The 25689-nt window shown below is 33.8% G+C and carries 24 protein-coding genes; all 24 read left to right on the forward strand.

The window, feature by feature from the left end:
* The first annotated feature begins 2 nt into the window (after nt 1-2).
* Nucleotides 3-629 carry a hypothetical protein gene (locus D7Y06_RS03235; RefSeq protein ID WP_120406401.1) on the forward strand — a complete coding sequence of 209 codons (627 nt, stop codon included), beginning with the start codon at nt 3-5 and terminating at the stop codon, nt 627-629.
* 44 nt (nt 630-673) lie between these two features.
* Complete coding sequence (locus tag D7Y06_RS03240; RefSeq protein WP_120406402.1) at nt 674-1108, forward strand: hypothetical protein; 435 nt, start codon at nt 674-676, stop codon at nt 1106-1108.
* A gap of 1 nt (nt 1109) precedes the next feature.
* The gene (locus tag D7Y06_RS03245) at nt 1110-3797 is read left to right on the forward strand and encodes a tyrosine-protein kinase family protein (RefSeq protein WP_158591200.1); all 2688 of its coding nucleotides are present in this window, start codon (nt 1110-1112) and stop codon (nt 3795-3797) included.
* 34 nt (nt 3798-3831) lie between these two features.
* Nucleotides 3832-3990: a hypothetical protein gene (locus tag D7Y06_RS25805; RefSeq protein WP_158591201.1), complete on the forward strand. Its 159-nt coding sequence runs from the start codon at nt 3832-3834 to the stop codon at nt 3988-3990.
* 9 nt (nt 3991-3999) lie between these two features.
* A complete protein-coding gene (locus D7Y06_RS03250; protein WP_120406404.1) occupies nt 4000-4293 on the forward strand; it encodes a DUF262 domain-containing protein in 294 nt (97 codons plus the stop codon).
* A 20-nt stretch (nt 4294-4313) separates the two neighbouring features.
* Entirely contained in the window at nt 4314-4457 is a 144-nt protein-coding gene (locus D7Y06_RS25810; RefSeq protein WP_158591202.1) for a hypothetical protein, read from the forward strand.
* A gap of 268 nt (nt 4458-4725) precedes the next feature.
* The gene (locus D7Y06_RS03260) at nt 4726-4995 is read left to right on the forward strand and encodes a hypothetical protein (RefSeq protein WP_147415573.1); all 270 of its coding nucleotides are present in this window, start codon (nt 4726-4728) and stop codon (nt 4993-4995) included.
* A 151-nt stretch (nt 4996-5146) separates the two neighbouring features.
* Nucleotides 5147-5356, forward strand: a complete 210-nt coding sequence (locus D7Y06_RS28510; RefSeq protein ID WP_442970371.1) for a type II toxin-antitoxin system RelE/ParE family toxin — start codon at nt 5147-5149, stop codon at nt 5354-5356.
* 25 nt (nt 5357-5381) lie between these two features.
* Nucleotides 5382-6581 (forward strand): glycosyltransferase family 4 protein, encoded by a 1200-nt coding sequence (locus D7Y06_RS03270; protein WP_243119057.1) that lies wholly within the window; start codon nt 5382-5384, stop codon nt 6579-6581.
* The gene (locus D7Y06_RS03275) at nt 6547-7389 is read left to right on the forward strand and encodes a glycosyltransferase (RefSeq protein ID WP_120406409.1); all 843 of its coding nucleotides are present in this window, start codon (nt 6547-6549) and stop codon (nt 7387-7389) included. The genes D7Y06_RS03270 and D7Y06_RS03275 overlap by 35 nt, the downstream gene beginning before the upstream one ends.
* The gene (locus D7Y06_RS03280; RefSeq protein ID WP_243119050.1) at nt 7373-8332 is read left to right on the forward strand and encodes a glycosyltransferase; all 960 of its coding nucleotides are present in this window, start codon (nt 7373-7375) and stop codon (nt 8330-8332) included. Before D7Y06_RS03275 ends, D7Y06_RS03280 begins: the two co-directional genes overlap by 17 nt.
* A gap of 91 nt (nt 8333-8423) precedes the next feature.
* A complete protein-coding gene (locus D7Y06_RS03285) occupies nt 8424-9200 on the forward strand; it encodes an ABC transporter permease (protein ID WP_120406472.1) in 777 nt (258 codons plus the stop codon).
* A gap of 29 nt (nt 9201-9229) precedes the next feature.
* Nucleotides 9230-10456 carry an ABC transporter ATP-binding protein gene (locus D7Y06_RS03290; protein WP_120406410.1) on the forward strand — a complete coding sequence of 409 codons (1227 nt, stop codon included), beginning with the start codon at nt 9230-9232 and terminating at the stop codon, nt 10454-10456.
* The gene (locus D7Y06_RS03295; RefSeq protein ID WP_158591204.1) at nt 10456-12756 is read left to right on the forward strand and encodes a glycosyltransferase; all 2301 of its coding nucleotides are present in this window, start codon (nt 10456-10458) and stop codon (nt 12754-12756) included. Before D7Y06_RS03290 ends, D7Y06_RS03295 begins: the two co-directional genes overlap by 1 nt.
* A complete protein-coding gene (locus D7Y06_RS03300; RefSeq protein WP_158591205.1) occupies nt 12746-13798 on the forward strand; it encodes a glycosyltransferase family 2 protein in 1053 nt (350 codons plus the stop codon). The genes D7Y06_RS03295 and D7Y06_RS03300 overlap by 11 nt, the downstream gene beginning before the upstream one ends.
* Nucleotides 13798-14931 (forward strand): acyltransferase family protein, encoded by a 1134-nt coding sequence (locus D7Y06_RS03305; protein WP_120406413.1) that lies wholly within the window; start codon nt 13798-13800, stop codon nt 14929-14931. Before D7Y06_RS03300 ends, D7Y06_RS03305 begins: the two co-directional genes overlap by 1 nt.
* Complete coding sequence (locus D7Y06_RS03310) at nt 14885-16561, forward strand: hypothetical protein (RefSeq protein WP_120406414.1); 1677 nt, start codon at nt 14885-14887, stop codon at nt 16559-16561. The genes D7Y06_RS03305 and D7Y06_RS03310 overlap by 47 nt, the downstream gene beginning before the upstream one ends.
* Before the next feature lie 21 nt (nt 16562-16582).
* On the forward strand, nt 16583-17836 hold the full coding sequence (locus tag D7Y06_RS03315) for a hypothetical protein (protein WP_147415574.1): 1254 nt from the start codon (nt 16583-16585) through the stop codon (nt 17834-17836).
* A 46-nt stretch (nt 17837-17882) separates the two neighbouring features.
* The gene (locus D7Y06_RS03320) at nt 17883-19286 is read left to right on the forward strand and encodes an MBOAT family O-acyltransferase (RefSeq protein ID WP_120406416.1); all 1404 of its coding nucleotides are present in this window, start codon (nt 17883-17885) and stop codon (nt 19284-19286) included.
* Nucleotides 19287-19318: 32 nt separating this feature from the next.
* Nucleotides 19319-20428: an alginate O-acetyltransferase AlgX-related protein gene (locus D7Y06_RS03325; RefSeq protein WP_120406417.1), complete on the forward strand. Its 1110-nt coding sequence runs from the start codon at nt 19319-19321 to the stop codon at nt 20426-20428.
* A gap of 26 nt (nt 20429-20454) precedes the next feature.
* On the forward strand, nt 20455-22665 hold the full coding sequence (locus D7Y06_RS03330; protein ID WP_120406418.1) for a hypothetical protein: 2211 nt from the start codon (nt 20455-20457) through the stop codon (nt 22663-22665).
* 116 nt (nt 22666-22781) lie between these two features.
* Nucleotides 22782-23828 (forward strand): amino acid oxidase, encoded by a 1047-nt coding sequence (locus tag D7Y06_RS03335; protein ID WP_243119058.1) that lies wholly within the window; start codon nt 22782-22784, stop codon nt 23826-23828.
* A complete protein-coding gene (locus D7Y06_RS03340; protein ID WP_120406419.1) occupies nt 23818-24756 on the forward strand; it encodes a glycosyltransferase in 939 nt (312 codons plus the stop codon). Before D7Y06_RS03335 ends, D7Y06_RS03340 begins: the two co-directional genes overlap by 11 nt.
* Before the next feature lie 12 nt (nt 24757-24768).
* Nucleotides 24769-25689, forward strand: coding sequence for a sugar nucleotide-binding protein (locus D7Y06_RS03345; RefSeq protein WP_120406420.1), 921 nt, complete (start codon nt 24769-24771; stop codon nt 25687-25689).

Consider the following 25689-nt stretch of genomic DNA (forward strand, 5'->3'; position numbering starts at 1 on the left):
GCTTGGAGTTCAATTCAAAAGATTATATCAGCAGTCTTCATGAGGCATCAAAGTCTACAGTGGAGGGACAGGCATTAATGGATGCCAAATATAGCACAACAGATGTTTATAACTTTGATGAAATCAAAAAGTGGTTTTGCAGGACATATCGCAGCGGAGAAGAAAATTTAAGATCCTGTGATGCATATTATCAGGATGATGTAAGAAACTATCTTGTTATGGAATTTAAAAATACCCATCATTTTAAGATGAAGGGATATATGAGTGAAATAGCGCAGAAGTGTACCGATACGCATTTGATTCTGGCAGAGACATTTTGGAGAAACCGCAAGGCAGCAGAAATTGGGAAGAAAGTGATATTATGCTTGGTGTATCATGACGGGTTATCTTACGGAGCAGGGGTACAGGGGTTTTGCAAAAATATAAACAGAGTAAAACCCAAACAGGGCAGCGGCGAGAGAAAGTCGAAAGAACCTGACATGTACAAGGATGAACAGAATTACCAGAAAGAAATTCAAGTATTGAAGGATACATACGAAAAGGAATTTTATAAGGAAATCATGTTTTTGGAGAAAAAGGAATTTTGTGAAGTGTATGCAGATAATGGATATTTTAAGAAATTAGTATAATGATAAAAATAGGATTTGACAGCAGGGGAAAGAGGGAAATGTAAGTGGCACAAGATAATTATCAGGATACAGCTATACGGATGTGTGACAGTTCAACAATTTTGTATCGAAATAAGCAATGGCTCAATGCTTGTTACCTTGCAGGGTATGTAGTGGAATGTTATGGAAAACGTATGGTGGAATTGGCAGCAGAGAGCGGGGATTTTGAAGGACAGGCGACAAGAGGATTTTCTCATCATATAGATAATTTAAATGAATACGTTAAAAACATAGCCGTTATGGGGTCGCCTTTGTCTACCTATTGTCAGGATTTGGGGGATATATGTCCCGTATTACTGAGCGGCTGGAACCCTTTTACAATTCGTTATGCCAGTAATTCTCATGAGTGGAATACGGAAGAGACAGCGGAAAAGATATATAAAGAGATGGAAATGTTAGCAGATACAATCATTCAGATGCAGGTAGATGGAGTGTGGTAATATGAGACATTTTGACGAGATCAAAAGAAAAGCCATAGATTATGTCAGCGGGCATACAATAGGGGAAAATAGGTATTACGTCATTCGTGATGTGTTTGGAAAAATAGCAGTATATATCCAGGGCGCTGCGTCCGTGGACTTTAAGCAATATACTTATGAATTAGAGCAACAATTAGGAAAGGAATGGTGCGGTCAGGTTTCAAAATTGGAAGAAACGGATTTGATTTATAAAGAAATCTGTGATACGGTTGATAAATATCAAAATAATGTTTATTTTGGGGAAAGACCGTTAGTTAAGAAATCCTGGAATCGTTTGTCAAGGATCAAAACAGAAACTAAAGCAAAAGTGGTTACCTTTTATTCCTATAAAGGCGGAGTTGGGAGAACCACAACTTTAGCGTTGACTGCATTGCAGATGGCAAGGGCGGGAAAAAAAGTCGTGGCGGTTGATTTTGACTTAGAAGCGCCTGGATTATCCACTGTATTAAAAGAAAACGGAGAATATCCTTCATACGGCGTGGTTGATTTTTTGGTAGAAAGCGATAAAGAAAGGGAAGAAATTGATATCAGGGAGTATGTATATCCAATTACTTCTAAGGCCCTGCTGGGACTGAAAGGCGGAGAAGTTTATGTCATGCAGGCTATGGATATCCGTTCTGAAATTGGAACAAATTATTATAGCAAGCTGTCCAGAATAGATTTCAATATGCCAAAGTTTTTCCAAAAAAACGGAGCAATTGACTTTTTACTTCAAAAGATAGACAAGGTTTATAAGCCGGATTATATTTTGATTGACGCTAGAGCCGGTATTCATGATATTGGCGGATTGGCAATGTTGAAATATTCTGATGAAGCAGTCCTGGTATTTTATGGAAATCAACAGAATATGCAGGGATTAAAATTTGTATTGCCCAAACTGGTGAAGATGGATTTGCCGTTTTATCTGTTAAACTCCCCGGCGCCGGTGAATGAGGAGGAAGAAAGAGAAGAAATCGGCCTGTATGCCCAGACAAGTTTAGAGGTATTGGAAAAGGCAGAGTATTTTGAGGAAGGGACACCGGAATTGTTTGATAACAGTTCTCCGCATTACCCCCTGTCTGTTTACTATGATGAATTGCTTACAAATTTGAATTCGTCCCTGCGGCTGAATAATGTTTTGGAGCAAAAAGGGGCAGTGTACCAAAGTCTGGCAGATAAACTGATGGATGGCGACCAGGACTTTTTCACACAGAATTTTTCTGCCAAGGATAAGAACGATATGCTCATGTCTATTAAGGACATGATTCCGTCTCAAACGCCATCAGCAGATACCCAGGAAATCATATATGAGGAATTAAAGAGAGATTTTTATCCGCTACAGGAGTATAAATACATTTTTGAACAAAATAAATTCCTGATTACTGGTGCTAAAGGCACAGGGAAAACCCAGCTGTTTAACGTCTTGAAATGTACACAGTATATCAAAGGTTTGGCAAGGTATTTAAATGCATCTGAGAAAGAAATAGAAAATACTACCTGGGTTGTGGGAATGGACGAAACAAGGGACTTTCCGTCTACTTACAATTTTGACGCAGTAGGTGATACGGATAATATGAAAATGTATTCTATGTATTGGAAAATTCTTTTAATTAAAACCTTAGAAAAAACTATTATGAAACTTAAAATTTCTTTGCCGGGAAAGATAGATGAAATTTTGGAATTAAAATATAGTGAGATAACCCTTTGGATGGAAAATCACACCGGAATGGATGAACAGTTGTGGGCCTTTTTGGAAGAAGTTGACAGTGAATTAGAGAACAAACAGAAGCAAGTCATTGTTATTTATGATAAACTGGATAAACTTTTGAGGCCGGATTACAGAGGAAAAATGTTATCGGAACTGTTGAACCTTTGGTACACAGTTATGGTACGTTTCAGAGGGCTTCGTACAAAAATTTTCCTTCGGGATGACATTTTTCGTAATGAAGTAAACTACCTGACCGATAAGATAAAACTGGATAACTATAAGACAAAAATAGAATGGGATTATGACCATTTGCTGGCAATGGTTTGGAAACGTATGGTGGAAAACAATGAAAAATTGAAGAAGGTGGTTCTTGCTGCGTTAGAGGGCGAGGGGTATTCTGTACCAGATAAAGAGGGGGTAGGGCTCGTTCCGCGTCCTCAGATAGATGTGAATAAAGTGGTTTTAAAATGTCTGGTTGGGGAAAAAATGGGAAAAGGGAACAAAGGATATGTTTACAATTGGATTAGAAACAGGTTATGTGACACAAATGATCAGATATTTCCCAGAAGCGTTTTAAAATTGTTTGCAGCGGCAGCGGAAGAAGAACTGAAATCAGAAAAAGATGCGGGCATGACAAAAATTATAGCACCCAAATCTTTGGAAAAGTCTATGAAAGCAGTTTCAAAGGATCGTATTACCGATATGGGGGAGGAATATCCCAAGTACAAGGTGTTTTTTGATAAACTTAGAAATTTTTGCCCCAATTTTCCTGTGGAAGAAAATGCTTTCCGCACAGGGTTGGTGAAATGCGGCTTAGATGAAGATAATATAAGGAATGACATTGATGAATTAAAAGATATTGGAATATTGAAAGAATACCAGAGAAAGAAAAGTGATACGGTACGCTATCATATGAATGACATTTATTTGAAGGGCATGGAACTGGTGCGGAAAGGGTCATAGGAGACAGTGCGCCGATGCATAGGAGGTGACATTCGTGGATATGATGATAGAAAGAAAAGAATTCGAAAGAGATGAAGAGCAGATATATCCCATGAATGGAATAAAAATTGATAAAGGATTTTATACGGATTTCGAATTGAAGAGAAGATATGATAATGAACAAAAAAGAATTATTTTGGACAGTGACTTTTAGAGGGATTTTGTGTGGAAGCATAAGCGGAAAGCGGAATTGATTGAAAGCGTACTGATGGGGCTTCCATTGCCAAACTTCTACTTTAGTCAGGACAAATACGGGCGTTTGATTGTAATAGACGGGAGACAGAGGCTGACAGCATTGTTTGATTTTATGGATAATTCTTATCGGTTAAGCGGGTTAAAAATTTTGACACAGTTAAATCATATGTGGTTTTCGGATTTATCCCCTGTATTAAAGGGACGGCTGGAAGATTACCAAATCCAGGCGCATGTGATTATGCGCCTACGCCGGATTGTATAAAGGTTGATATTTTTGACAGAGTGAACAGAGGCGGAGTGCAGCTTACCAAGCAGGAAATCCGTAATGCGCTGTATCAGGGAGAGGCTACAAAACGGTTAACCCGCCTGGCGGAAAGTGAAGAATTTCGTATGGCAACCGGAAATGCATTTGTGAAAGAAGGATGAAGGATAAATATCTTTTAAACCGTTTTATCGCATTTTATTTATATCGAACGGGCCATCTTAAAGACCATACAGGGGAGGCGTATACCTATTTAGGTGATATGGAAGAACTAGGAAGGTCGTTAAATTAATATGATAAAAAAGATAAATATACAGAACATGAAAAGCGCAAAGAATATTGCCATGGATTGTTCCGGATTGAATATTTTGATAGGAACAAATTTGAACAAATTTATCAGGAAAATCTTCTATTTTACAAGGCCTGCTGTTTGTGGGACAGAACTTTGGAAATGCGGTGGGATTAAACGGACGTTTCCTTTCTATGGGAACATTGGAAGAAAACAGATGCGTTTACAGTAATGAAAAGAACATCAGGGCAGGGGTTGAGGATTCTAAGGGACATGCTGTGGAAATGACATTGTTCAAAGAGGGAGATGTCTTGAAACTGAGAAGGGATATAGGTCTTCCGAAACAGCAGAACTTATGTCAGAAGATTTTGACCCTGGACAGAGAAAAGATTTATTTGATCAGTTTGATTTAGATCTCAACAAAATGTTGGGTTTCCGGAGGAGAAAGAGTGGAATTCATACTGAATGAACTATCCCTAAAAGGGCAGTTTGCGTTAGAGGATGATTTTTGCAATTATTTGTAGGAAGAATTTGTTGACATTCTGGATATGATGGAAGAAAATCATTTTTTACTTTTTCAGGGAAGGCGTGTTTGAATACCGGGTTTCCGTGAGCGCAGGTAGGATTTTTAGATTGTTCTTTTTTCAAAATAAAGGGCTGGTATTTTTAAATGGATTTGTAAAGAAAAGCCAGAAAACGCCACAGCAGGAGATAGAGAAAGCGATGGGGTTAATGAAGTTATACAAAGATTCTAAAACTACGCTGAAAACTTAGCGGTGAAAGGTGAATTTGGGTGAAAATGGTGAACAAGATAAAAAGAAAGACAGCAAAGAAAGGGAACACAGAAAAAAAAGCATTCATAACCGCTACTGTGGCTTCTATGATAGATTTATTCAATATGGATAATATAGGAATTTTAAAAGAACTGGGATATAAAGTAGATATAGCTGCAAATTTTAAACAGGGTAATGTGACAGATTTAGAAAGGCTTCGTGATTTTAAATTAAAGATGCAGGAACAAGGGGTAGAAGTTTATCATGTTCCAATCCCCCGGGATATTTTTTGTGCCCGGGATATTTTAAAATCCTATAGAATTTTGAAAAAATTATGTGATAGAGAACGGTATAGTATTGTTCATACCCAGACCCCAATCGGCGGGGTAGTCACCCGTTTTGCATGCAGGAATATCAGAAAATCAGGTACAAGAGTGATTTATGTGGCTCATGGATTCCATTTTTTCAAAGGCGCACCGATTAAAAACTGGTTATTAATCTATCCTATAGAGTGGTTGTCAAGTTTTATAACAGATGTTTTAGTTACGATAAACAGGGAAGATTATGCATTTGCAAAAAGGCATATGAAAGCAAAGAAACTGGTTTATCTGCCCGGGGCAGGAATTGATGTAAAGAAATATGAAAATGCTGTCTATAATGTAAAACTCAGAGAAGATTTAGGCATTGCAAAAGATGCATTTGTACTAATTCATGTTGCAGAATTTTCACTAAATAAGAATCAGAAAACAGTGATACAGGCGATAGAGAGGTTAAAAAACACAAATATCGTATATGTAATGTGCGGAATTGGAGAGGAAAAAGAGAATTTAGAAGAGTATGTCAGAAGCCATAAGCTGCAGGAAACTGTAAAATTTACCGGGTACAGAGAGGATATACCAGAATTGTTAAAATCGGCTGATGCTTTTATTTTTGCTTCTTATCGGGAGGGGTTATCCGTTGCACTTATGGAAGCAATGGCTGCAGGAATGCCTGTTATTTGTTCTTGTATCCGGGGAAATATAGATTTAATCAAATCCCAGGGGGGAATATTGGTTAATCCCTACAGCGTGGATGAGTTTGCAGAAGCTATAAATAGAATGTATCATATGTTCACAGAACAGAAGGAACTTTTTTGCCGAATGGGGGAGTTTAACCAAAAGAGGGTTCGGAAGTTTGGGAAAAATATAGTGAATGATAAAATGCGTGATATATACATGGAGAGGTGAGGCGGAATTGATATCTGTTATCATGGGGATTTATAATGAGCAAAAACAAAACGCAGGAAAAGCGATAAATTCCATTTTAAACCAGACAGAAAGAGATATAGAATTTATTATTTGTGATGATGGTTCAGACAAAGAATTTTATAATTGGTTAATAAAATTTTGCAGTAAAGATAACAGGATTATTCTTCTGCGCAATAAACAGAATTTAGGATTATCTGCTGCCTTAAATAAGTGTTTGTCCCATGCCCATGGTGAATATATTGCCCGTATGGATGGGGATGATATTTCCGATAAAAGGAGATTAGAAAAACAGCTTCAGTTTTTGGACAGCCATCCGGAATATTCTTTAACGGGCTGCAATGTGAAATTCATAGATTCCAAGGGAATATGGGGAGAAAGAAGGCTGCAGGAAATTCCTCAAAATAAGGATTTTTTGTACACATCTCCCTTTGTGCATCCTTCTATTATGATTCGTAAAAATATTATGGATGAGCTGGGGGGATATTCAGAAGAGCCCTACGCAGTGAGAACAGAAGACTACGAACTTTTTATGCGTCTTTATGCAAAAGGATATAAAGGATACAATTTGCAGGATTTTTTATTTTTTTATCGGGAAGACAAAGAGGCTTATAAAAAGCGCAGATATTGTTATCGGTTAAATGAGAGTATAGTGAGATATAAGGGGTTCAGAGAATTGGGTATTCTTAGAGGTAATCTGCGTTTTGTTATAAAACCATTGATTGTGGGGCTTGTACCCATAAGGATAATAAAAAGAGTGAGGAAAAGGAAATTTGAGCATAGAGAATAAGCATATGATTGGTATTGTGATATTAAATTATGAAAATTGGCAGGATACTTACAGGTGTATCAGAAGCATAAATAGTAATCCGCCCCTGGAAAATTTTCAAATTATTCTGGTGGATAATGCATCAAAAAGTGTGCCAAAATATAATTTGGAAGAATTTATAAACACTTATCACGTGATTTTTATAAGAAATAAGAAAAATTTCGGATACAATGCAGGCAATAATGTGGGTATAAAAAAAGCTCAGGAATTGGGATGCAGTTTTATTTTAATATCCAATAATGATGTGCTTTTTAAAAAAAATACGATACAAGTATTATGTGACTTTTTAAAGAGCAACCCCGAAGTAGGTATTGTCGGCCCTAAAATTTTTGACAGGGAAGGCTGTGTGCAAAAAAGCAATTTGTGCAGGAAGACAGGAATGAAAGAGAAGTATCTGGTACGCACCAGAGCGAATATAATTTTTAAAAAAGAATATGAAACCTATTTTGGATTTGACAGAAACTATGATGAAATTTTTCAGGTGTATGCCGTTTTAGGATGTTGTTTTATGATGTCAAAAAGCTGTGCGGATGCAGTTACACCATTAGATGAATATCCTTTTTTGTATGAAGAGGAATTAATTCTTGGCATAAAAATGGAACAAAAAAATTTTGTGACTATATACAATCCCAATGCGGTGATTGAGCATCTCCACGGGGCCAGCACGAAATCGGTTAAAGCATTTTCTTTTGCCCATAATGTACGCAGTGAGATTTATTACTGCAGAAAGTATTTAAATGCGGGAAAAATCAGTATTTATCCATTATACTGGTATCGTGTGTGTTTATATTTGGGAAGGTGCGTAAAATATTCTGATTTTCGGAAGGGATGGAGGTTTTTCAGGAAATTGACCAAGGAAGAATTAGAGTTGATAAGCAGTAACAAAAAAATTACAATTACTTGACAAAAGAATAAAAATCATTCATAGTAGAGAAGATAAAAAGGAAGAATTTGACAAAATACTAAGCGAAAAAGGAGGAGCTGGTGTGTTCAAAATGATATACAAAAATAAAGAAATGATATGGGATTTGGCATATAATGATTTTTCAACTAAATATGCAGGGTCTTCATTTGGAATCTTTTGGGCATTTATTCAGCCTGTCATTACGATATTAGTATATTGGTGTGTGTTTCAATTTGGCTTAAAATCTACTCCTCCAGTAGAAGATGTAGCATACATTTTATGGTTTGCTACTGGAATGGTTCCATGGTTTTTCTTTTCTGATGCTGTGAATGCTGTTACCAACTGCTTGTTGGAATATAGTTATCTTGTAAAAAAAGTGGTTTTTAATATTGAATTATTGCCTATAGTAAAGATTATATCGACATTGATAGTGCACGTTGCGTTCATTGTTCTATTATTCATAATTTCGTTTATAACCGGAAATAGAATATCGTTTTATTCTATACAGCTAATATATTACTTGGTTTGTATGATTGCATTGGTTTATGCGATCGGACTAGTTACATCTGCACTTATATTGTTTTTTCGGGATTTGGGTCAAATTGTAAGTATTATTCTTCAGATTGGAGTCTGGGCCACTCCTATTATTTGGCCATATACAACTGTTCCTGAAAAGTTTCGATGGATTGTAAAATTAAATCCGGTATTCTATGTTGTGGAGGGGTATAGAAATTGCTTTTTTCAAGAAAAATGGTTTTTTGAAAAACCTGTGTTAACAAGTTATTTCTGGGTTGTTGCGATTATATGTTTATTTGTTGGGAAAATGGTTTTTCAAAAGATGAAACCGCAGTTTGCAGATGTTTTATAACATAAATCGAAAGGATTGTCTGGTGGAATATGGAACAAGAAAAATTTGCAATCGAGTTGGAAAATTTGACTAAGTGCTATAAGTTATACAATAAGCCATTTGACAGGGTAAAAGAAGCTTTTAATATTTGGGGTAAAGTGTACAATACTGAAAAGCATGTTTTGAATCAATTGAATTTGAAAATTGAAAAGGGAGCAGTTATAGGTATTGTTGGCAACAATGGGGCTGGTAAATCTACTTTGTTGAAAATAATAACGGGTGTTTTAACACCAACATCAGGAAAAGTTTTGGTTAATGGCAAGATTGCAGCTTTATTGGAACTTGGGACAGGTTTTAACCCGGAGTTTACAGGAATAAAAAATATTTATCTTAACGGAACTATGATGGGATTTACTCATGCGGAAATGGATAGTAAATTACAAGAAATAATAGATTTTGCAGATATTGGAGATTTTATTTATCAGCCAGTTAAAACGTATTCTTCTGGTATGTTTGCAAGGCTTGCTTTTGCAGTTGCTATTAATGTGGAGCCAGAGATTTTAATTGTAGATGAGGCACTTAGTGTTGGGGACATGCACTTTCAAATGAAGTGCATGGATAAAATGAAAGACATGATGGATAAAGGAGTTACAACTTTATTTGTATCACATGATATTAACGCTATAAGAAGATTTTGTACAATGACAGCATGGTTAAAAGAAGGCGTAATTGAAGCATTCGGGGAAACGAATAGAGTTTGCGACCAATATATGGATTATCTTAAAGTAAGAGATGTAAAAAATGAAGAGACTTCTGATTACCAGATTAATGGAATTCAGGAGTTTATACCTAGAACAGAGGAGGCGGTTGCAGAAATTGCAGGTATCCGCCTGTTAGATGAAAATGGCAAGGAGAATGAAAAATTTGATATATTTCGGCCCATGACGATAGAGGTATATTATGATGTTTACGATGAAAAAACGGAATATCCTGTATTAGGGGTGGCAATTAAACGAATTGATGATGAATACATTTGCGGGGTAAATACTTTATTAGATAATATACAGATTCCATGGCGATATGGGAGGAATCGTTTTAAATTAGTATATAATCAAGGAATACGGGTGCTGGGAGGACAGTATTATTTAGATGTTGCGATATTTGATAAAACAGCAACTGTTCCAATCCAATATTTTGCTAAAATTAAAACTTTTACAGTTACGGCAGATTATATTGGAGAGGGAGTATTTATTGTTCCGCATGAATGGAGGAAATAATGGGTAAGTATGATTTTAAGTTAGATATGTATGATGAAAATACAATAACATGGATTGCCAATAGAGTTGAAAAAGGTTCATACGTTTTAGAGTTTGGGTCAGCAAACGGCCGGCTTACCAGATACCTTTCTGTAGATAAAGGTTGTTGTGTTGACATTGTTGAAATTGACGAAGAGTCGGGCCGGGAGGCAGCCCAATATGCAGATAAAGCATTTTTAGGTGAAAAACATGGAGATATTGAAAAATATGAATGGATTGAAATCGGAAAAAAATATGATTATGTAATTTTTGCAGATGTACTGGAGCATTTAGTACATGCGCAAGATGTTTTAGATAGATGTAAGACTGTTTTGAAGGAAAACGGAAAAGTATTAGTATCCGTGCCTAACGTTTCTCATAATTCTGTTATTATAGATTTGATGAATGATAAATTTCATTACAATCCAACAGGCATAATGGACAATACACATGTAAGATTTTTTACACGTCAATCATTTGCAGACATGGCCCAGCAGATTGGACTAACTATTGTAGAAGAAAAAGCTAAATATATTAGGGTGGGAGAAACAGAGATTCAGAATTCTTATACGGATGTTTCTAAAGAGGTGTTTAAAGAGTTAATTGCAAGGCCTCAGGGAAATATTTATCAGTATATGTTTGTGTTAGCTTTAAATACTGACTTAATAAGAGGAAAATGTGAGAGGATCGTGTCTCTAGACAGCACTTCATATTACAAATCAGAAATACAGTTTGAACATGATGGCATATTTGATTATTCTAAAAGCGTGAGCAGGCAGATAAATCCTCATATTAAAAATGTACAGATAAATCTTCAAATTTTATCAGGCAGCAACAGAGCATTATTTTTGCCGTTGAATTGTAATTGTGTAATGGATATTGTTTCTATAAAAATTAAAAATGACGGCGAGTTTAGAGAATGTATGGATTTTAAGCATAATGGGATTTTGATTTCAAATACTTATTATTTTGTTAAAGAAATGCCAATGCTGGAAATTCCTCTCCAAGAAGGAGATAAGGAATTATTAGCTGAGATTATAGTATATAGCTATGATGTAGATGACAAGATAGTATACGACTTATATTCAGCTCTGTTGTATGAGCAGCAGCATATACGTCAGATAGTTGACGATAATGGAATCCTTATTAAAAATATAAATTCGGATATCGAGGGAAAAAATGCTGAAATTGAGCATTTGAAATTATTGTTAACTGAGCAAGAATCTTTAAATCATCAGTTGAAGATGAAATTTGATAAGTTGACTAAGGAGAATGAGGATAATTCTAATTTCCTGCGTCATGTTTATAGAAAGCTGCCACTGCCAAATAGATGGAAAAACAAAATACATGGATGGTTAAAGAGAACATATAAACAGGCACAAGGACAAGCCGATAATATTATTGTATCTGTTCATGGGCAAAATGATGAGATGAACAGAGTAGCATATCCTGTAAAAAAAGTGAGTGCAGTTATCCCAAATTACAATTATGAGCGTTTTTTAGACGAACGCATAGATTCCGTTTTGTGTCAGACTTATCCCGTATCGGAAATCATCATTCTTGATGATTGCTCGTCAGATAATAGTGTTGCTTTGATTAGAAAAAGAATTGAAGAAAATAAATCAGGTATACCAATGCGTTTGGCACAGAACCAGAAAAATTCTGGCAGTGTTTTTTCACAATGGCAAAAAGCATTTTCTGAGGCAAAAGGAGATTATATTTGGATTGCGGAAGCTGATGACAGCAGTAATTGTAGATTTTTAGAGACAGTTATGAAAGGATTCGATGATAAAGATGTGGTGTTGTCTTATTGTGAATCTTTGACAATGGATGAGAATAATGTGTTATTAATGGGAGATTTGAGAGTATGGATTGATTTGTTTAATACTGGTAAATGGGAACAGGACTATATTAAAAATGGCGTAGATGAAGTTGCAGAAAGCATGTGCATTAATAATACGATTGCTAATGTTTCAAGTACAGTTATACGAATGGATGATTATTATGATATACTTGAAGAGGCAAAAAAATTTCATTTAGCTGGAGACTGGTATGTATACATGAATATTTTAAAGCGAGGAAAGATTGCATATTTTAAAGAATCTTTAAATTATCATAGAATGCAGACTCAAGGACTTACATTGTCTACATCACATGAAAAAGAATTTGAAGAAATTGTTAAATTACAGGATTTTGCGTTAGATAATTTTAATGTTTCGCCAGAAACGAAAGAAATTGTTATGGAAAGAAGAAGAAGAGAGAGGAAACGTTTTGGATTGTAATAAAATTAAGTTAACAGTAATAATACCTGTTTATAATACATCGCCTTTTTTAAAAAAATGTTTAGATTCAGTATTGGAAGCAAAAAAAAGAGTAAAAGAAAATATAGAAGTTTTAATTATCAATGATGGTTCGACAGATGATTCAGGAGATATAATATCAGAGTATTGTGAGAAATATCCTTTAATTTTGAAAAGATTTGATAAAGAAAATGGAGGTCTTTCAGATGTAAAGAATTATGGGTTAAAAAGAGCCCAGGGAGAATTTGTTATTTTTCTTGATTCTGATGATTATATTGAACCGGAGATGTATTACGAAATGCTGGAAACGGCAGAAAAAGAAAGTGCAGATGTTGTGGTATGCGATATAAAATTAGTATATGACCAAGAGGAAAAAAACACGGTTTGGCCATGTGCGATTTCTTCACGGAAAGGAAATTTTGCACAAGTTATTGATATGTCAATGATGCCTGCTTCCTGGAATAAGATTGTGAAAAGGAGTCTATATCATAACCTCAGCTTTCCGGTTGGAAAAAACAATGAAGATGTTGCTGTTACGCCAATCGTATTAGGAAGGGCAAAAAAAATTTCTATTGTGAACAAACCTTATTATAATTATTATCAGAGGACAGGATCTATTCAGAATAGTGGATTTAGTGAAAAACGTTTTGTAATTTTGGAAACGGCAAAGATCTGTGATGAAAGGATTCAAGAGTTAGACAGCGACAAACAAGAGAAAATCAGGGGTTCGGTATACCTCCATCAAGTGCTTAGTATGGCTTTTTATCCTATTAGATTAGAGCCATTTGGCAGTCGGTATGAATTATTGAAAAAATATATGAAAAAAGTATATGAGTTATTTCCTAATATATGGGATAATTATGAATTAAAAGAGTTTGTTACGTGGGAAAGCCGGCCCGTAAGAATATACCGAAAGATTTCCGTTATTTTATTAAAGAAAAAACTGTATTTATTAGTTTCGCTGTTTTGGTCAATTTGTAATTGCGTTTTTGAGTATTATAAAAAAATAAGGAAAGAGAAATAATGAATAGTGTAGAAATTAGCAACAGAGATTCTTATATTGATGTGATTAAAGGAATAGGAATTGTATCAATTGTGATAGGACATGCTAGCTGGGATATAGATTTACTTGGTCATACATACCATGTAGGAGTTTTTGTTTATTTATATCATCTAGCGATTTTTTTCTTTTGCTCAGGTTATTTGTATAAAGATTCAGTGAAAGATTATTGGGGATTTGTGGCTAAAAAATTATCTGGTTTATATAAACCATTTATATTTTATACTTTCATCTATTTGATGTTGCGAAATTTCTTTGTAAGTATAGGGATCATAGATGGAGCAAAATTTGGAAAAGAAGATTATTTAATTGCATTAACAAATATGTTGACATTTAATGGTATATCTGAACTATTATCGGCTTTCTGGTTTCTGCCAGTGTTGTTTTTTGCAATTTGTATTTTTGCTACGATTCAATTGATAACTGATAGCGTTCCGTATATTAAGTTGAAAGAAAGTATACGGATTATAGTGTTTATATTTTTTGGGATTATAGGCTTGTATTCTATCGAAAATCATTTTGGTTTATTATATAATATGCAGATTGCATATTTAATGGTGCCGATAATAGCAATGGGCCATTATTTTGCACGATATAAAGATAGAATTCAAAAATATATCAATATAATTGGCCTTATCTTAAGCATAGGATTGCTAGTATGGGTTGTGGAATCAGAAATAGGTATGATTGAATTGATACAATTTAGCATAATTAATGTATGGGCTTTCTATCCGGTAACTTTATGTGGAATATATTTTTGCTTATGTTTGGGAAAGGTGATTAGTAAAAATATTCAACTTAAAAAAGTTTTTTCTCTGTTAGGTCGTAAGAGTTTTGATATAATGGCAATGCATTTTCTGGCTTTTAAAGCAGTGGACTTTGTGGTCTGTCATCTATTGGGAAAAATGGATGCTTTAAGTTTGTTCCCCCATTCATTTAATGAACTATGGCCTGTTTATTATTTTGCTGGAATTGTATTCCCTATAATAGTTAATAGTATTTGGGTCAGGATGAAAAAATTTTTCAGATATGATATGGGAGGAAAAAATATTGAAGTTATTAAAGAAAATAAGAGAGTCAGAACTGGAAAAAATTAGTATGAAACATTTCGCTGGTATTATTTTGGTGATTCTTGTTTTTTATCCGATGTTCATTAAGGGTATAATGTGTAATGATGAACTTTTATTAAGATTATGGTCACAAAAAGGGATAAAAAGTTTTTTCCAGACTACAATTTATAATGAATATATTCTAAAAGGCCGAGTCTTGGGGGCAATAGGTAATCTAAAATTTATGTCCTTTTTAAGTGATAATAAATATATTTTTGGTTTGATAAATTCTGCCTTTTTATTTTTGTCCATTGTTTTATTTGGTTACTTGACTTACAAAATATTGAAAAATAGGGAATTTTCTATTCTGCTCTGCGTGTTGATTTCAATATTTCTGCCGATTAATTTTGAATTTGCTGTTCCAAATGCTTTTGTCATAGTATGCCTGGAACCAATGATAATTTTAGAGTGTTCTTTAATAATTTATATAGATTATTTGGATAACTATAACAGGAAAAAGTTCTTTGTCAGTATAGGATTATTTTTGTGGTCGATGTTTCTTTATGAATTTCTTATTACCTATGTGCTGCTGTTTCCTGCTATTTATATAATAAAAAATATTGATAAAAAAATTAGTATAAAAAAAGTTATTTATGCGAGTTTTCCGTGGGTAACTGTGTCTGTTATCTATTTAATCTTATATTTTTTGCAAGGCTATCTTTTTCCGTCAAATTATGAGGGAACACATTTATCATTTAATTCTTTGACTTCTATTTTGAATGTTTTAAAGATTTTATTTGTAGCAGTATTTCCAACATATTTTTCTTATTTTAACGATAAATATAAATATTTATTTGAACTTTACAACTCTGGAAATGTTACATTTGAAAATGTATTTAACCCAATTATAATCATATTTGGATTGTCACTTTTTGTTCTGTTATATTTCCTTTTATCTAAGAACAAAATATTAGAGAAAAAGAAATTTTTAGATTTAAAAGAAATACTTATTTTAGCAGTTGCGATAGTGTACGGATTTTTACCTGCACTTCCAAATGCATTGACCCCGATGTATCAAGAGGGGGTAACTGTTGAATCTTTTACCTGGATTCCGGTCAGCATTTATCTTTACTTTGCCGTTATGTTTTCTCTTACATTTATATTTTTTAAGCTTGTAACTCATTTAAAATTTAAAGGGATTAGCTGGATTTGCATTTTAGTAATTATAGTATCATCTGTTGGCGTTCAAATAAGAAATCATGTTTTTGTAAAAGAACAAGTTTCAAATTATGATCGTATAGTGGCTATAGAAAATGTCATTAAATTGGATTATTGGAAACAATATGGAGCTATATCCGTTTTTGCACCTAGTTTGTATGAAACCATGAATTCCATGGCCATAGAAAAGGATCACTGGTCACAGTTTGCTAAAATATATAATAATGATTTATATTTTGAAGATGAGTATAATTCAGCTCAGAATGCGGTTCTGGTTGTTCAGGAAAATAATGACTTTTATTTCTATTTTGATAATGTGCAATTATTAATATCTAAGGAGAAGAAAGGCGGAGAGATTTCCGTAAAAGATGTGCAAGGAAATTATAGAATTGTTAAAGTTGAGGATAGCATATGGAATGAAGGAGATTATAGCGTTTGCTTACTTAGCTCAGTAAAATGAAAAGTGAAGGTGCTTAAAGGATTGAATAAATATGAAAGAGTAATTTGTATTGGCATAAAGTTGGTAGGAGTAGTGTTGTTTTGTACGGTTTTAGGTCTTATTATGATTGTTGGAGCTTATTCTTTACCAAAAACAAAAAAATTAGAATTCAATATTGAATCATCAGCAGAAATATTATTAGAAGAAGGAATATATCCTGCTTTATTTCCATGGTGCACAAGCCAGGTAGATAATTTTAGCGATGCATTAATTTTACAGGAAATAATTTATGATGGAAATGAATCATTAACGGAAAAGGCTATGATGAATTATTATATAACTAATAATTCGAATTCAACGATAGTAGCTTTAAATGAGTATTATGTACACGAAATAAAAGATGGATATGTCAAAAAAGAATATTCAAGATACTGGCATGGTTATATAAGTATTTATAAATTATTTCTTTATTTTTTCAACTTGAAACAGATAAGACTTATTCTTTTGGGTATTAATTTATCAATGGGGGGGTGTATATTATATATATGTTTTAAGAAAAATATATACCTTAGTGTTGCATATTTTGTTACGTTGCTATTTTTAAATCCTATAGTAATTTCACATAATATGTTTTTTAGCAATATTTATATAATTATGAATTTAGCGCTAGTTCTTGCGGATTTATTTATAAGGAAAGGATTCAATATCTATTTAGCTTTTACGTTTATAGGGTGTTTTGCTTGTTATTACGATTTGTTATCATATCCATTTTGTACATTAGGGATACCATTGATTTATATTATCAGTACAAAATGCAATTCTGAAAAACCTAGAGATAGTGTGATGGAAGTATTGGGGATGGTATTTTCATGGGGATTTGGCTATGCAGGCATCTGGGTATCTAAGTGGATTGTTGGGTCTGTTATTCTAAAGAGGAATTTGTTTAAAGAAGCATATGATGTTGTTAAATTAAGGACATCCAGGGATATAGCAGGTACTGATTTCACTACTAAAGATTTATTTTTGTCTTTGCTGAATAATTTGCGGAATAGTCCGATATGGATTATTTTTCTTATTATTAATTTAATTTTGATTGGAATTTTGATGAAAAAGAATATGCTATTTAAAGCCTTATATCATGGAATCCCTTATATGGTGATTATAGGATTAGTATTGTTGTGGCTGTTCGTTAAAGGAAATCATTCCTATCTGCATAGTTTTTTTACGTACAGAGAATTATCAACAGTCTGTTTTGCAGTATTATGTTTATTTGGATATTCGCAGATGAAAACATAAGGATAATAGAGTTTGAAAATGAATTGTAATGAATTAGGAGAATGAAATGAATTTTTCATCTATGTTTTTTCTCTGGGGCTTCCTACCCTTACTGGTATATATATATATATATACCAGTAAGGGTAAGGAAATAAAAAAGAAAAATATTTATCTGCTAATAGTTAGTTTGATGTTTTATGCATGGGGAGAACCGGGCTATGTTTGTCTTATGTTATTTTCTATACTAATTAACTATTTCGCAGCTTTGCTAATTGAAAAAAGTAATTATAGAAAAATAGTGGTTATTGCGGATATTGGTATTAATATTTTGTTGTTAGTATATTTTAAATACCTGAATTTTATTATTGAAAGTATAAATACTATTTTTTCGTTAAAATTAGAGTACAAAAATGTTACATTGCCTATAGGGATTTCTTTTTTTACTTTCCAGGCAATGTCATATGTTATTGATGTATATCGAAAAGAATGTAAGGCCGAGAGTAATTTTATTCATGTTGCATTGTATGTCGCTTTTTTCCCTCAACTGATAGCAGGGCCAATTGTTAAATATAAAGATATAGATTATCAGATAAGAAATCGTAAGGAATCTATTCAAAAAGTCGCAATAGGAATCCGAAGATTTTGTTATGGGCTTGGAAAAAAAGTAATTGTTTCTAATATGCTGGCAATGACAGTTGACAATATTATTGCATTAGATATAGTAAATGTGTCATGGTATTTGGCGTGGACAGCAGCTATTATGTATTCTTTGCAAATATATTATGACTTTTCGGGATATTCAGATATGGCAATTGGCCTGGCAAAAATATTTGGATTTGATATTGAGGAAAATTTTCATTATCCATATTTGTCTAAATCAATAACAGAATTTTGGAGAAGATGGCATATTTCTTTAGGCAGCTGGTTTAGGGATTATGTTTATATTCCAATGGGGGGGAACAGAAAAGGAAAAATCAGAACAAACATAAATCTTGCAGTTGTATTTTTTTTGACAGGGGTATGGCATGGAGCCAGCTGGAATTTTATAGTTTGGGGTATTTATCATGGCTTCTTTGTTATAGTTGAAAGATTAGGTTTACTTAAATTGTTAAAAAAATCAGTAATTTTTGCACATTTTTATACTGTATTGATATTTGTATCGGGATGGATCTTTTTTCGTTTAACGGATTTGATACAAATTGTCGAGTATTTGAAAAGAATGTTTATTCCATGGTGTTATGCAAAAAAGACTTATTCCTTTCTTGAAATTGTGAATTTACGAACTTTACTGATTTTGGTATTTGCAATAGCAGGATGTGGTATTATTCAAACAGTGATAGAAAAGGATGGAAAATTGAAACAATTCAAAGGGGGATTTTTAGAGCTGCTTTATTGTGCATCAATGGTGGCCTTATGTTTTATTTTATTAGCCAGCAACTCCTATAATCCTTTTATTTATTTTAGGTTTTAGAAATATTATATCTGTTTAGGAGAACTTACTTTATGAGAATTGGAAAGAAGGACTTTAGAGAAAAAAGTTGGCTTATTATGTTTGGGATAATGTTTTTAACGCCGTTGATTATATTTTCTGTTGTAAAAAAACTTAATGGTAACTATTCTAAAAATCAGAAAAATGCAGATTTTCCCAAAGTTTCCCTAAAAAACTATATAGAATACCCTAAATTGTTTGAACAATGGTTTGAAGACACATTGCCTTATAAAGATGTTTTGATTAGAACCAATGGGGAGATAGCATTGTGGGGGTTTGGAGAGTCAGCCTCAGAAAACGTTATAGTCGGAAAAGAAGGCTGGCTGTTTTATGCTGAAACAATGAGTGATTATAAAAGAATCAATTTGTATACACAGAAGGAACTTGAAGAAATTTGTGAAAAACAAAAACAGCAGCAAGAATATTATCAAAGTAAAGGAATAGAATACATTCTATTTGTAGCTCCGAATAAAGCAAGTATTTATGGAGAAGATTATTTACCAAATTATATTTATAAAGCAGACAGTATATCAAGGCTGGAACAATTGGTTCAATATATTAAGAGAAATTCAAATATTACTGTTGTATTTCCAGAGGAAGAATTGCTTTCTATTAAGGAGAAATATCCGGAATATTCCTTGTACATGCATTCTGATACGCATTGGAATAATTTAGGAGGATATTGCGGCGCCAAGTCTTTGCTAAAAGAATTGGATATAAAACTTCCGGAAATTGATGAAATTGATATTGAGAAGAATGCAAATCCTGTTTTTACATGGAATGGATGGGATTTGGCCAATATGATGGGATTGGCAGGGGTTCTTGAGAAAGATACGAATTTTGAAATAAGCGGTTATACAGATAGCATTGTGGCATGGGAGGGGGATACAGTGAACAGTTATGATAGTTTTGTAACATATTGCCGTACTAAGTCATCAAATCCTGTAGACAAGAGAAAGCTTATTTTTATTAGAGATTCTTTTGGGACGCCTATGCTGCCGTTTATAGCTTCCCAGTTTAGAGAGGTTTATAGTCCATATGTATCCTTTGAGGTAAATCTTGAAGAAGAACAACCGGATTTAGTTATCTATGAATTAGTAGAAAGAAATTTTGAAACCAAATAAAATGTGTTTGAGTTTGGGAGGTAAATATGAAATTGTCATCAATTATTTTAGTTTGCGGATTTTCACTTCTTGCTATATATATATATATATATATATATAGCAAGGGGCGGCCGGCGAAAAAGCGCAGAAATATTAAGCTGGTTCAGTTTGGACCAAAGATACTAAATGTTGTTACCAATTCTCTTTATATAACATATATACGCAAAAACAAGGGAATGATTTTAGCCTGTATATTAATTTCAACTTTTCTATGTATACTTACTTATCCAGGGATTATGTATACGGATTCATATGCAAGAATATCATTTGTGTCAAATTTGAAAATGTCCATACATGCATTTTTAAATGGAGATGTAGAGTTATATGAAGTGGGGTCATGGCTTACAGTTACACCCAGTTTTTTTATTATGTTATCAAAAGAGATTGTTGGGAGTGTAGTATTATATACTTTTTTACAATGTTTTTGCTTTTTTCTGATAACTTATATTTTTGGAGATTATCTTACTAAAAAGAACCACAAAATTTGGAATAGATTTTGTATTACTGTTTCACCTGTTATGTGGGCATTTGGGGTCTTTTATGAGGCAAGTGTAGGTTGTGTTACTGCCATTTTATGCCTAATTCTGCTTATCTGGAAATGGGAACAGATGCAAAGCAGATTTGATAAAATATTTACATGTCTGTTGATAATTATTTCATCGTACATTTGTTTTGGATATCGGGCGAATGCATTTACCATACTTCCGGCTCTTATATTAATTATATTGTTCAAGTATCGAAACAGGATAAGAAGCCTGGTTATGATTGGCTCCATATTCTTAGGTTTTTTGTTTACGTCACTGATACCTAAAATGTTAAATATTAATACGATGTCTTCGTATGCTGCGGGCTTTGCTTGGGAAATTGTGTCTACTATTCAAACTATGGACAGTGAAAAGCAGGCTGAATATGCAGATTATCTGGATGATATATTCGGCAGTGGGTCGACACAACAAGCCATTGATAATAGCCATTATATTGAACAGAATGCGCATATTAATAATATGCTTGCCGGCAGCATAAATGCTTCAGCTATTTCTGAACCGGGTAACCCGAAGCGTATTTTGAAAAAGTATGTTGGGTTGATAAAACGGGAACCTCAGGTATATATTAAAACGAAATGGGATTTTGTCTCGCATATGTTAGGAATAGGAAAATCATTAACCATATATGGATATGAATATAATCTTTTAGACAGTATGGGCCAATTTGGGTTTAATGATTCTGTTCCAAGAAAAACGTATGTAAATTATTTTTATGCATTTATGCTTTATATGAAAGTTTTTAGGATGCCCTGGGTTATGTTTTTGACTGCGTTGGTGTTGATTGCTGTTTATAGGATTAAAATTTGTGGAATTGGTAGTGAATTGAATATTTATGAGGCAACCTATTTCATTGCTTTATTCTATTATGGAGCTTACTTGGTAAATACGCAGTCATTTGAATTTAGATATTATTTTCCGTCATGGTTATTGCTTTTTTTGATAATAATTTCTTTATTGGCAGATATTCTGTTTGAACGTGATTTTCTTAAACATGCAGCAGTGATGTCGTTTTGTTTTATTACAATAGCTTGCATATTTGGCGGGTATGAGATGTATACAAAAGCTGGTGGAGATATGATTTACAGAGTATCAAAAAGCGGTAAGCTGTTATATGAAAATGATGAGAACAGGGTTTATTATTATAAAGACAATCTGTATTTCATAGCAAATAGGAAAGCAGATACGGAATACCCTTACTCTTTATATTTCTACCCTGTTGAAGGGGATATGATTATTAATGATTTTAGCTTTAAAGAGAAAGAAATTCCTTCACCGTTTTGGACAGAAGATATCTCTGTTGTGGAATTGCCGAAACAGGCTTTAATTAGTTTAGGTTTTGGACAGTGTTATTATAATGTAAAGCTTTGGGAGTCATATTTGGATTTTTCGAGTTTTCTTACTGTCCCATCAAAAATTTTGGTATCAGATTATACCGATAACGAGTGGACAGGGGGATATAGCAATACAGAGAACTGTCTGCTTTTAGACAATGATAATATTCAGAATTATTGGTTGAAGGGAAAGGGATTGCTTCTTCCATCAGGAACAGTTGCCAGAATTTTAGATGTAGTAGAAGTAGACGGATCTTTAAGAATATATACGGACATGAAAATTGATGATATTACCATAAGAAGAATTCCTGTGGTGGATTAGACAGAGTTTGAAGCAATATAGGGAGGAAATTATGCAATATGACAAAATTATTATAGGGGGGGGGTTTATATGGGCTATATTCTGCTTTATTTTGCGGAAGCAGAGGACAAAGTGTCCTGGTTTTGGAGTGTGATCCCACACCCTTCCGCCGGGCAACTTTTATCAATCAGGCAAGAGTGCACCAGGGATACCATTATCCCAGGTCTATTTCTACTGCAATGAAGTCTGCGGGTTACTTTGAGCGGTTTAATAAGGATTATGGTTTTTGTATTAACAGAGAATTTAATAAAGTATATGCCACATCAGGGGAATATTCCTGGACAGACGGTGAACAGTTTGAAAGTTTTTGTCAGGCGGCGAATATTCCATGTGAAAGGTTACATCCGGAGAAGTTCTTTAAAGAAGGCATGTGTGACGGAGTTTTTTTAACAAGGGAATATACTTATGATGCTATGATTTTGAAAGATTATTTTCTTGAGAAATTAGAGCCCTTGAATAACGTGGAAATACGTTATGGAGTAAATATAAAAAACATTGAGAAACACCAGGATTGTTATGAAATTTCTTTGGATGATGACAAGGAAAGGTATCAGACAGGTTTTCTCCTCAATGCTACTTATGCAGCAACGAATCAAATTTTAGATATGCTGGGATATGAGAAATTTGGTATAAAATATGAGTTATGTGAAATTATTTTGTGTGATGTAAATAAAAATTTAGAGGAGTATGGATTTACAGTTATGGATGGGCCGTTTTTTTCCATTATGCCTTTCGGGAAAACGGGACTCCACTCATTGACTTCGGTGACCTTTACCCCTCATAGTACAAGCTATGATCCGGTGCCTGCATTTTCCTGCCAGGAAAAAAGCGGAGGCTATTGTTCCACGAAACATCTGGGAAACTGTAATGATTGTCAGGCCAAGCCAGAGACGGCCTTTCCCTATATGGCAAATCTGGCAAGAAAATATCTGAAAGATACCTATGAGTTTACGTATCATAGTTCATTGTTTTCTATGAAGCCTATTTTGATGAGTTCAGAAATTGATGATTCAAGGCCCACAGTAATTCGGACTTATTCCCAAAATCCTACTTGTGTAGGAGTATTATCAGGAAAAATTAATACAGTTTATGATTTAGATGAGGTGTTGAGTGATGGAGAATAAAGAAAAAAATTTTATGTCAGCAATTATATATGTGCATAATGCGGCAGACCGTATAGAAGACTTTTTGAGAATGGTGATAGGTTGCATGGAGTCTAATTTTGAAAAATCAGAGATAATTTGTGTGAATGACAGTTCAGATGATGATAGTGTAACTCTTATCAAGAAGGTGAGCGGGGAAGCAAAACATACAAGCGTATCTATATTGAATATGAGTTATTTTCATGGGTTGGAAGTTGCCATGAATGCGGGGGTGGATTTATCTATTGGGGATTTTGTTTTAGAATTTGATACGACCAGGCGGGATTATGATAAAGAGGAAATCATGAGGGTATACCGAAAATCTTTGGAGGGTTTTGATATAGTAAGCGCATCCCCTGATAAAAGACAGAAATTTTCTTCAAATCTCTTTTATTCTGTGTTGGAGAAGTTTGCGAATCTTCCCTACAAAATCTATACGGAAAGTTTTCGGGTGCTGAGCAGAAGAGTGATAAACCGCGTGAGCAGTATGAGCAAATCTATACCCTACAGAAAGGCATTATATGCAAACTGTGGTTTGAAAACATGCAATCTCAGATATAAGACAGTGGAAAATAAACCGGAAGAAAAAGATAAAGTGGAAAAGGCATACCGCCGTTCTCTGGCAATAGATACTTTGATTTTGTTTACGGAAGTGGGGTATTCTTTTTCTGTGACCATGACAATGGTTATGATGCTTATGGCAGTTTTCATGGCAGCGTATTCTTTTGTGATTTATTTAACCAGAACGCCTATTGAAGGATGGACAACCACCATTCTGTTTATGGCATTTGCATTTTTTGGACTTTTTGGGATTCTTACCATAATCATCAAATATCTTCAGATTTTGGTGGAATTAGTATTCAAAAGGAAAAAATATAGCTTTGAGAGTATTGAAAAACTTACAAAATAAGGGAGAACAGATATGGTTGCATTAGTTGGTTATACAGGGTTTGTGGGGAGCAATATTTTTGAGCAGGGAAATATTGACTGTGTATATAATTCAAAAAATATAACGGAAAGCTATGGCTCTAAACCGGATTTACTCATATACGCCGGTATGAGAGCAGAAAAATACTTGGCAAATAATATGCCTCAAAAGGATATGGAACTGATTTATCAGGCACAGGAAAATATAGCAAAAATCCAGCCGAAGAAATTGGTGCTGATATCTACTATAGATGTATTTAAAAGTCCGGTGGATGTGGATGAGGATACGGAAATTGACTGTGATAAACTTCATGCCTATGGATTGAACAGATATCGGCTGGAGTGTTGGGTGAGGGAGAATTACCCTGATGGGGTGATTATAAGACTGCCTGGATTATTTGGAAATAACATAAAGAAGAATTTTATCTATGATTTTATCAATGTTATTCCCTCCATGCTGAAAAAGGAAAAATTTGATGAACTTGTTCAGAAGAATATAGAGTTGAAGAAGTTTTATGAATTACAGGAAAATGGATTTTACCGATGTATAGAATTAGATGACCAGCAAAAGATTTTATTGAGACAAATGTTTAAAGATTTAGGATTTACAGCTTTAAATTTTACGGACAGTAGAAGTGTTTATCAATTTTATCCTTTAAGGCGTCTTTGGAATGATATCCAGTTTTTATTAAAGGAAAATATTAAATTATGGCATCCGGCAACGGAACCGGTTTCTGCCGGTGAGTTATATCAGTTTTTGACGGGAAGTGCATTTGTCAATGAACTTGGAGGGACGCCGGCGGATTATAATTACAAGACAAAGTATGATAAAGTATTTCATGGGAAGAATGGATACATTTTGAGTAAAGAAGAGATCATGCAAATGATATTGGAATTTGTAAAAAGTTATGAATAG

Source organism: Roseburia sp. 1XD42-69 (assembly GCF_003612565.1).
Lineage (GTDB): Bacteria > Bacillota > Clostridia > Lachnospirales > Lachnospiraceae > Roseburia_B.

What these genes read in the sequence shown, in the direction of transcription:
- D7Y06_RS03285 (WP_120406472.1), top strand. Translation starts at nt 8,424, where the DNA reads ATGATATACAAAAATAAAGAAATGATATGGGATTTGGCATATAATGAT.
- D7Y06_RS03275 (WP_120406409.1), top strand. Translation starts at nt 6,547, where the DNA reads ATGATAAAATGCGTGATATATACATGGAGAGGTGAGGCGGAATTGATA.
- D7Y06_RS03245 (WP_158591200.1), top strand. Translation starts at nt 1,110, where the DNA reads ATGAGACATTTTGACGAGATCAAAAGAAAAGCCATAGATTATGTCAGC.
- D7Y06_RS03320 (WP_120406416.1), top strand. Translation starts at nt 17,883, where the DNA reads ATGAATTTTTCATCTATGTTTTTTCTCTGGGGCTTCCTACCCTTACTG.
- D7Y06_RS03345 (WP_120406420.1), top strand. Translation starts at nt 24,769, where the DNA reads ATGGTTGCATTAGTTGGTTATACAGGGTTTGTGGGGAGCAATATTTTT.
- D7Y06_RS03295 (WP_158591204.1), top strand. Translation starts at nt 10,456, where the DNA reads ATGGGTAAGTATGATTTTAAGTTAGATATGTATGATGAAAATACAATA.
- D7Y06_RS03325 (WP_120406417.1), top strand. Translation starts at nt 19,319, where the DNA reads ATGAGAATTGGAAAGAAGGACTTTAGAGAAAAAAGTTGGCTTATTATG.
- D7Y06_RS03340 (WP_120406419.1), top strand. Translation starts at nt 23,818, where the DNA reads ATGGAGAATAAAGAAAAAAATTTTATGTCAGCAATTATATATGTGCAT.
- D7Y06_RS03305 (WP_120406413.1), top strand. Translation starts at nt 13,798, where the DNA reads ATGAATAGTGTAGAAATTAGCAACAGAGATTCTTATATTGATGTGATT.
- D7Y06_RS03270 (WP_243119057.1), top strand. Translation starts at nt 5,382, where the DNA reads ATGGTGAACAAGATAAAAAGAAAGACAGCAAAGAAAGGGAACACAGAA.
- D7Y06_RS03290 (WP_120406410.1), top strand. Translation starts at nt 9,230, where the DNA reads ATGGAACAAGAAAAATTTGCAATCGAGTTGGAAAATTTGACTAAGTGC.
- D7Y06_RS03330 (WP_120406418.1), top strand. Translation starts at nt 20,455, where the DNA reads ATGAAATTGTCATCAATTATTTTAGTTTGCGGATTTTCACTTCTTGCT.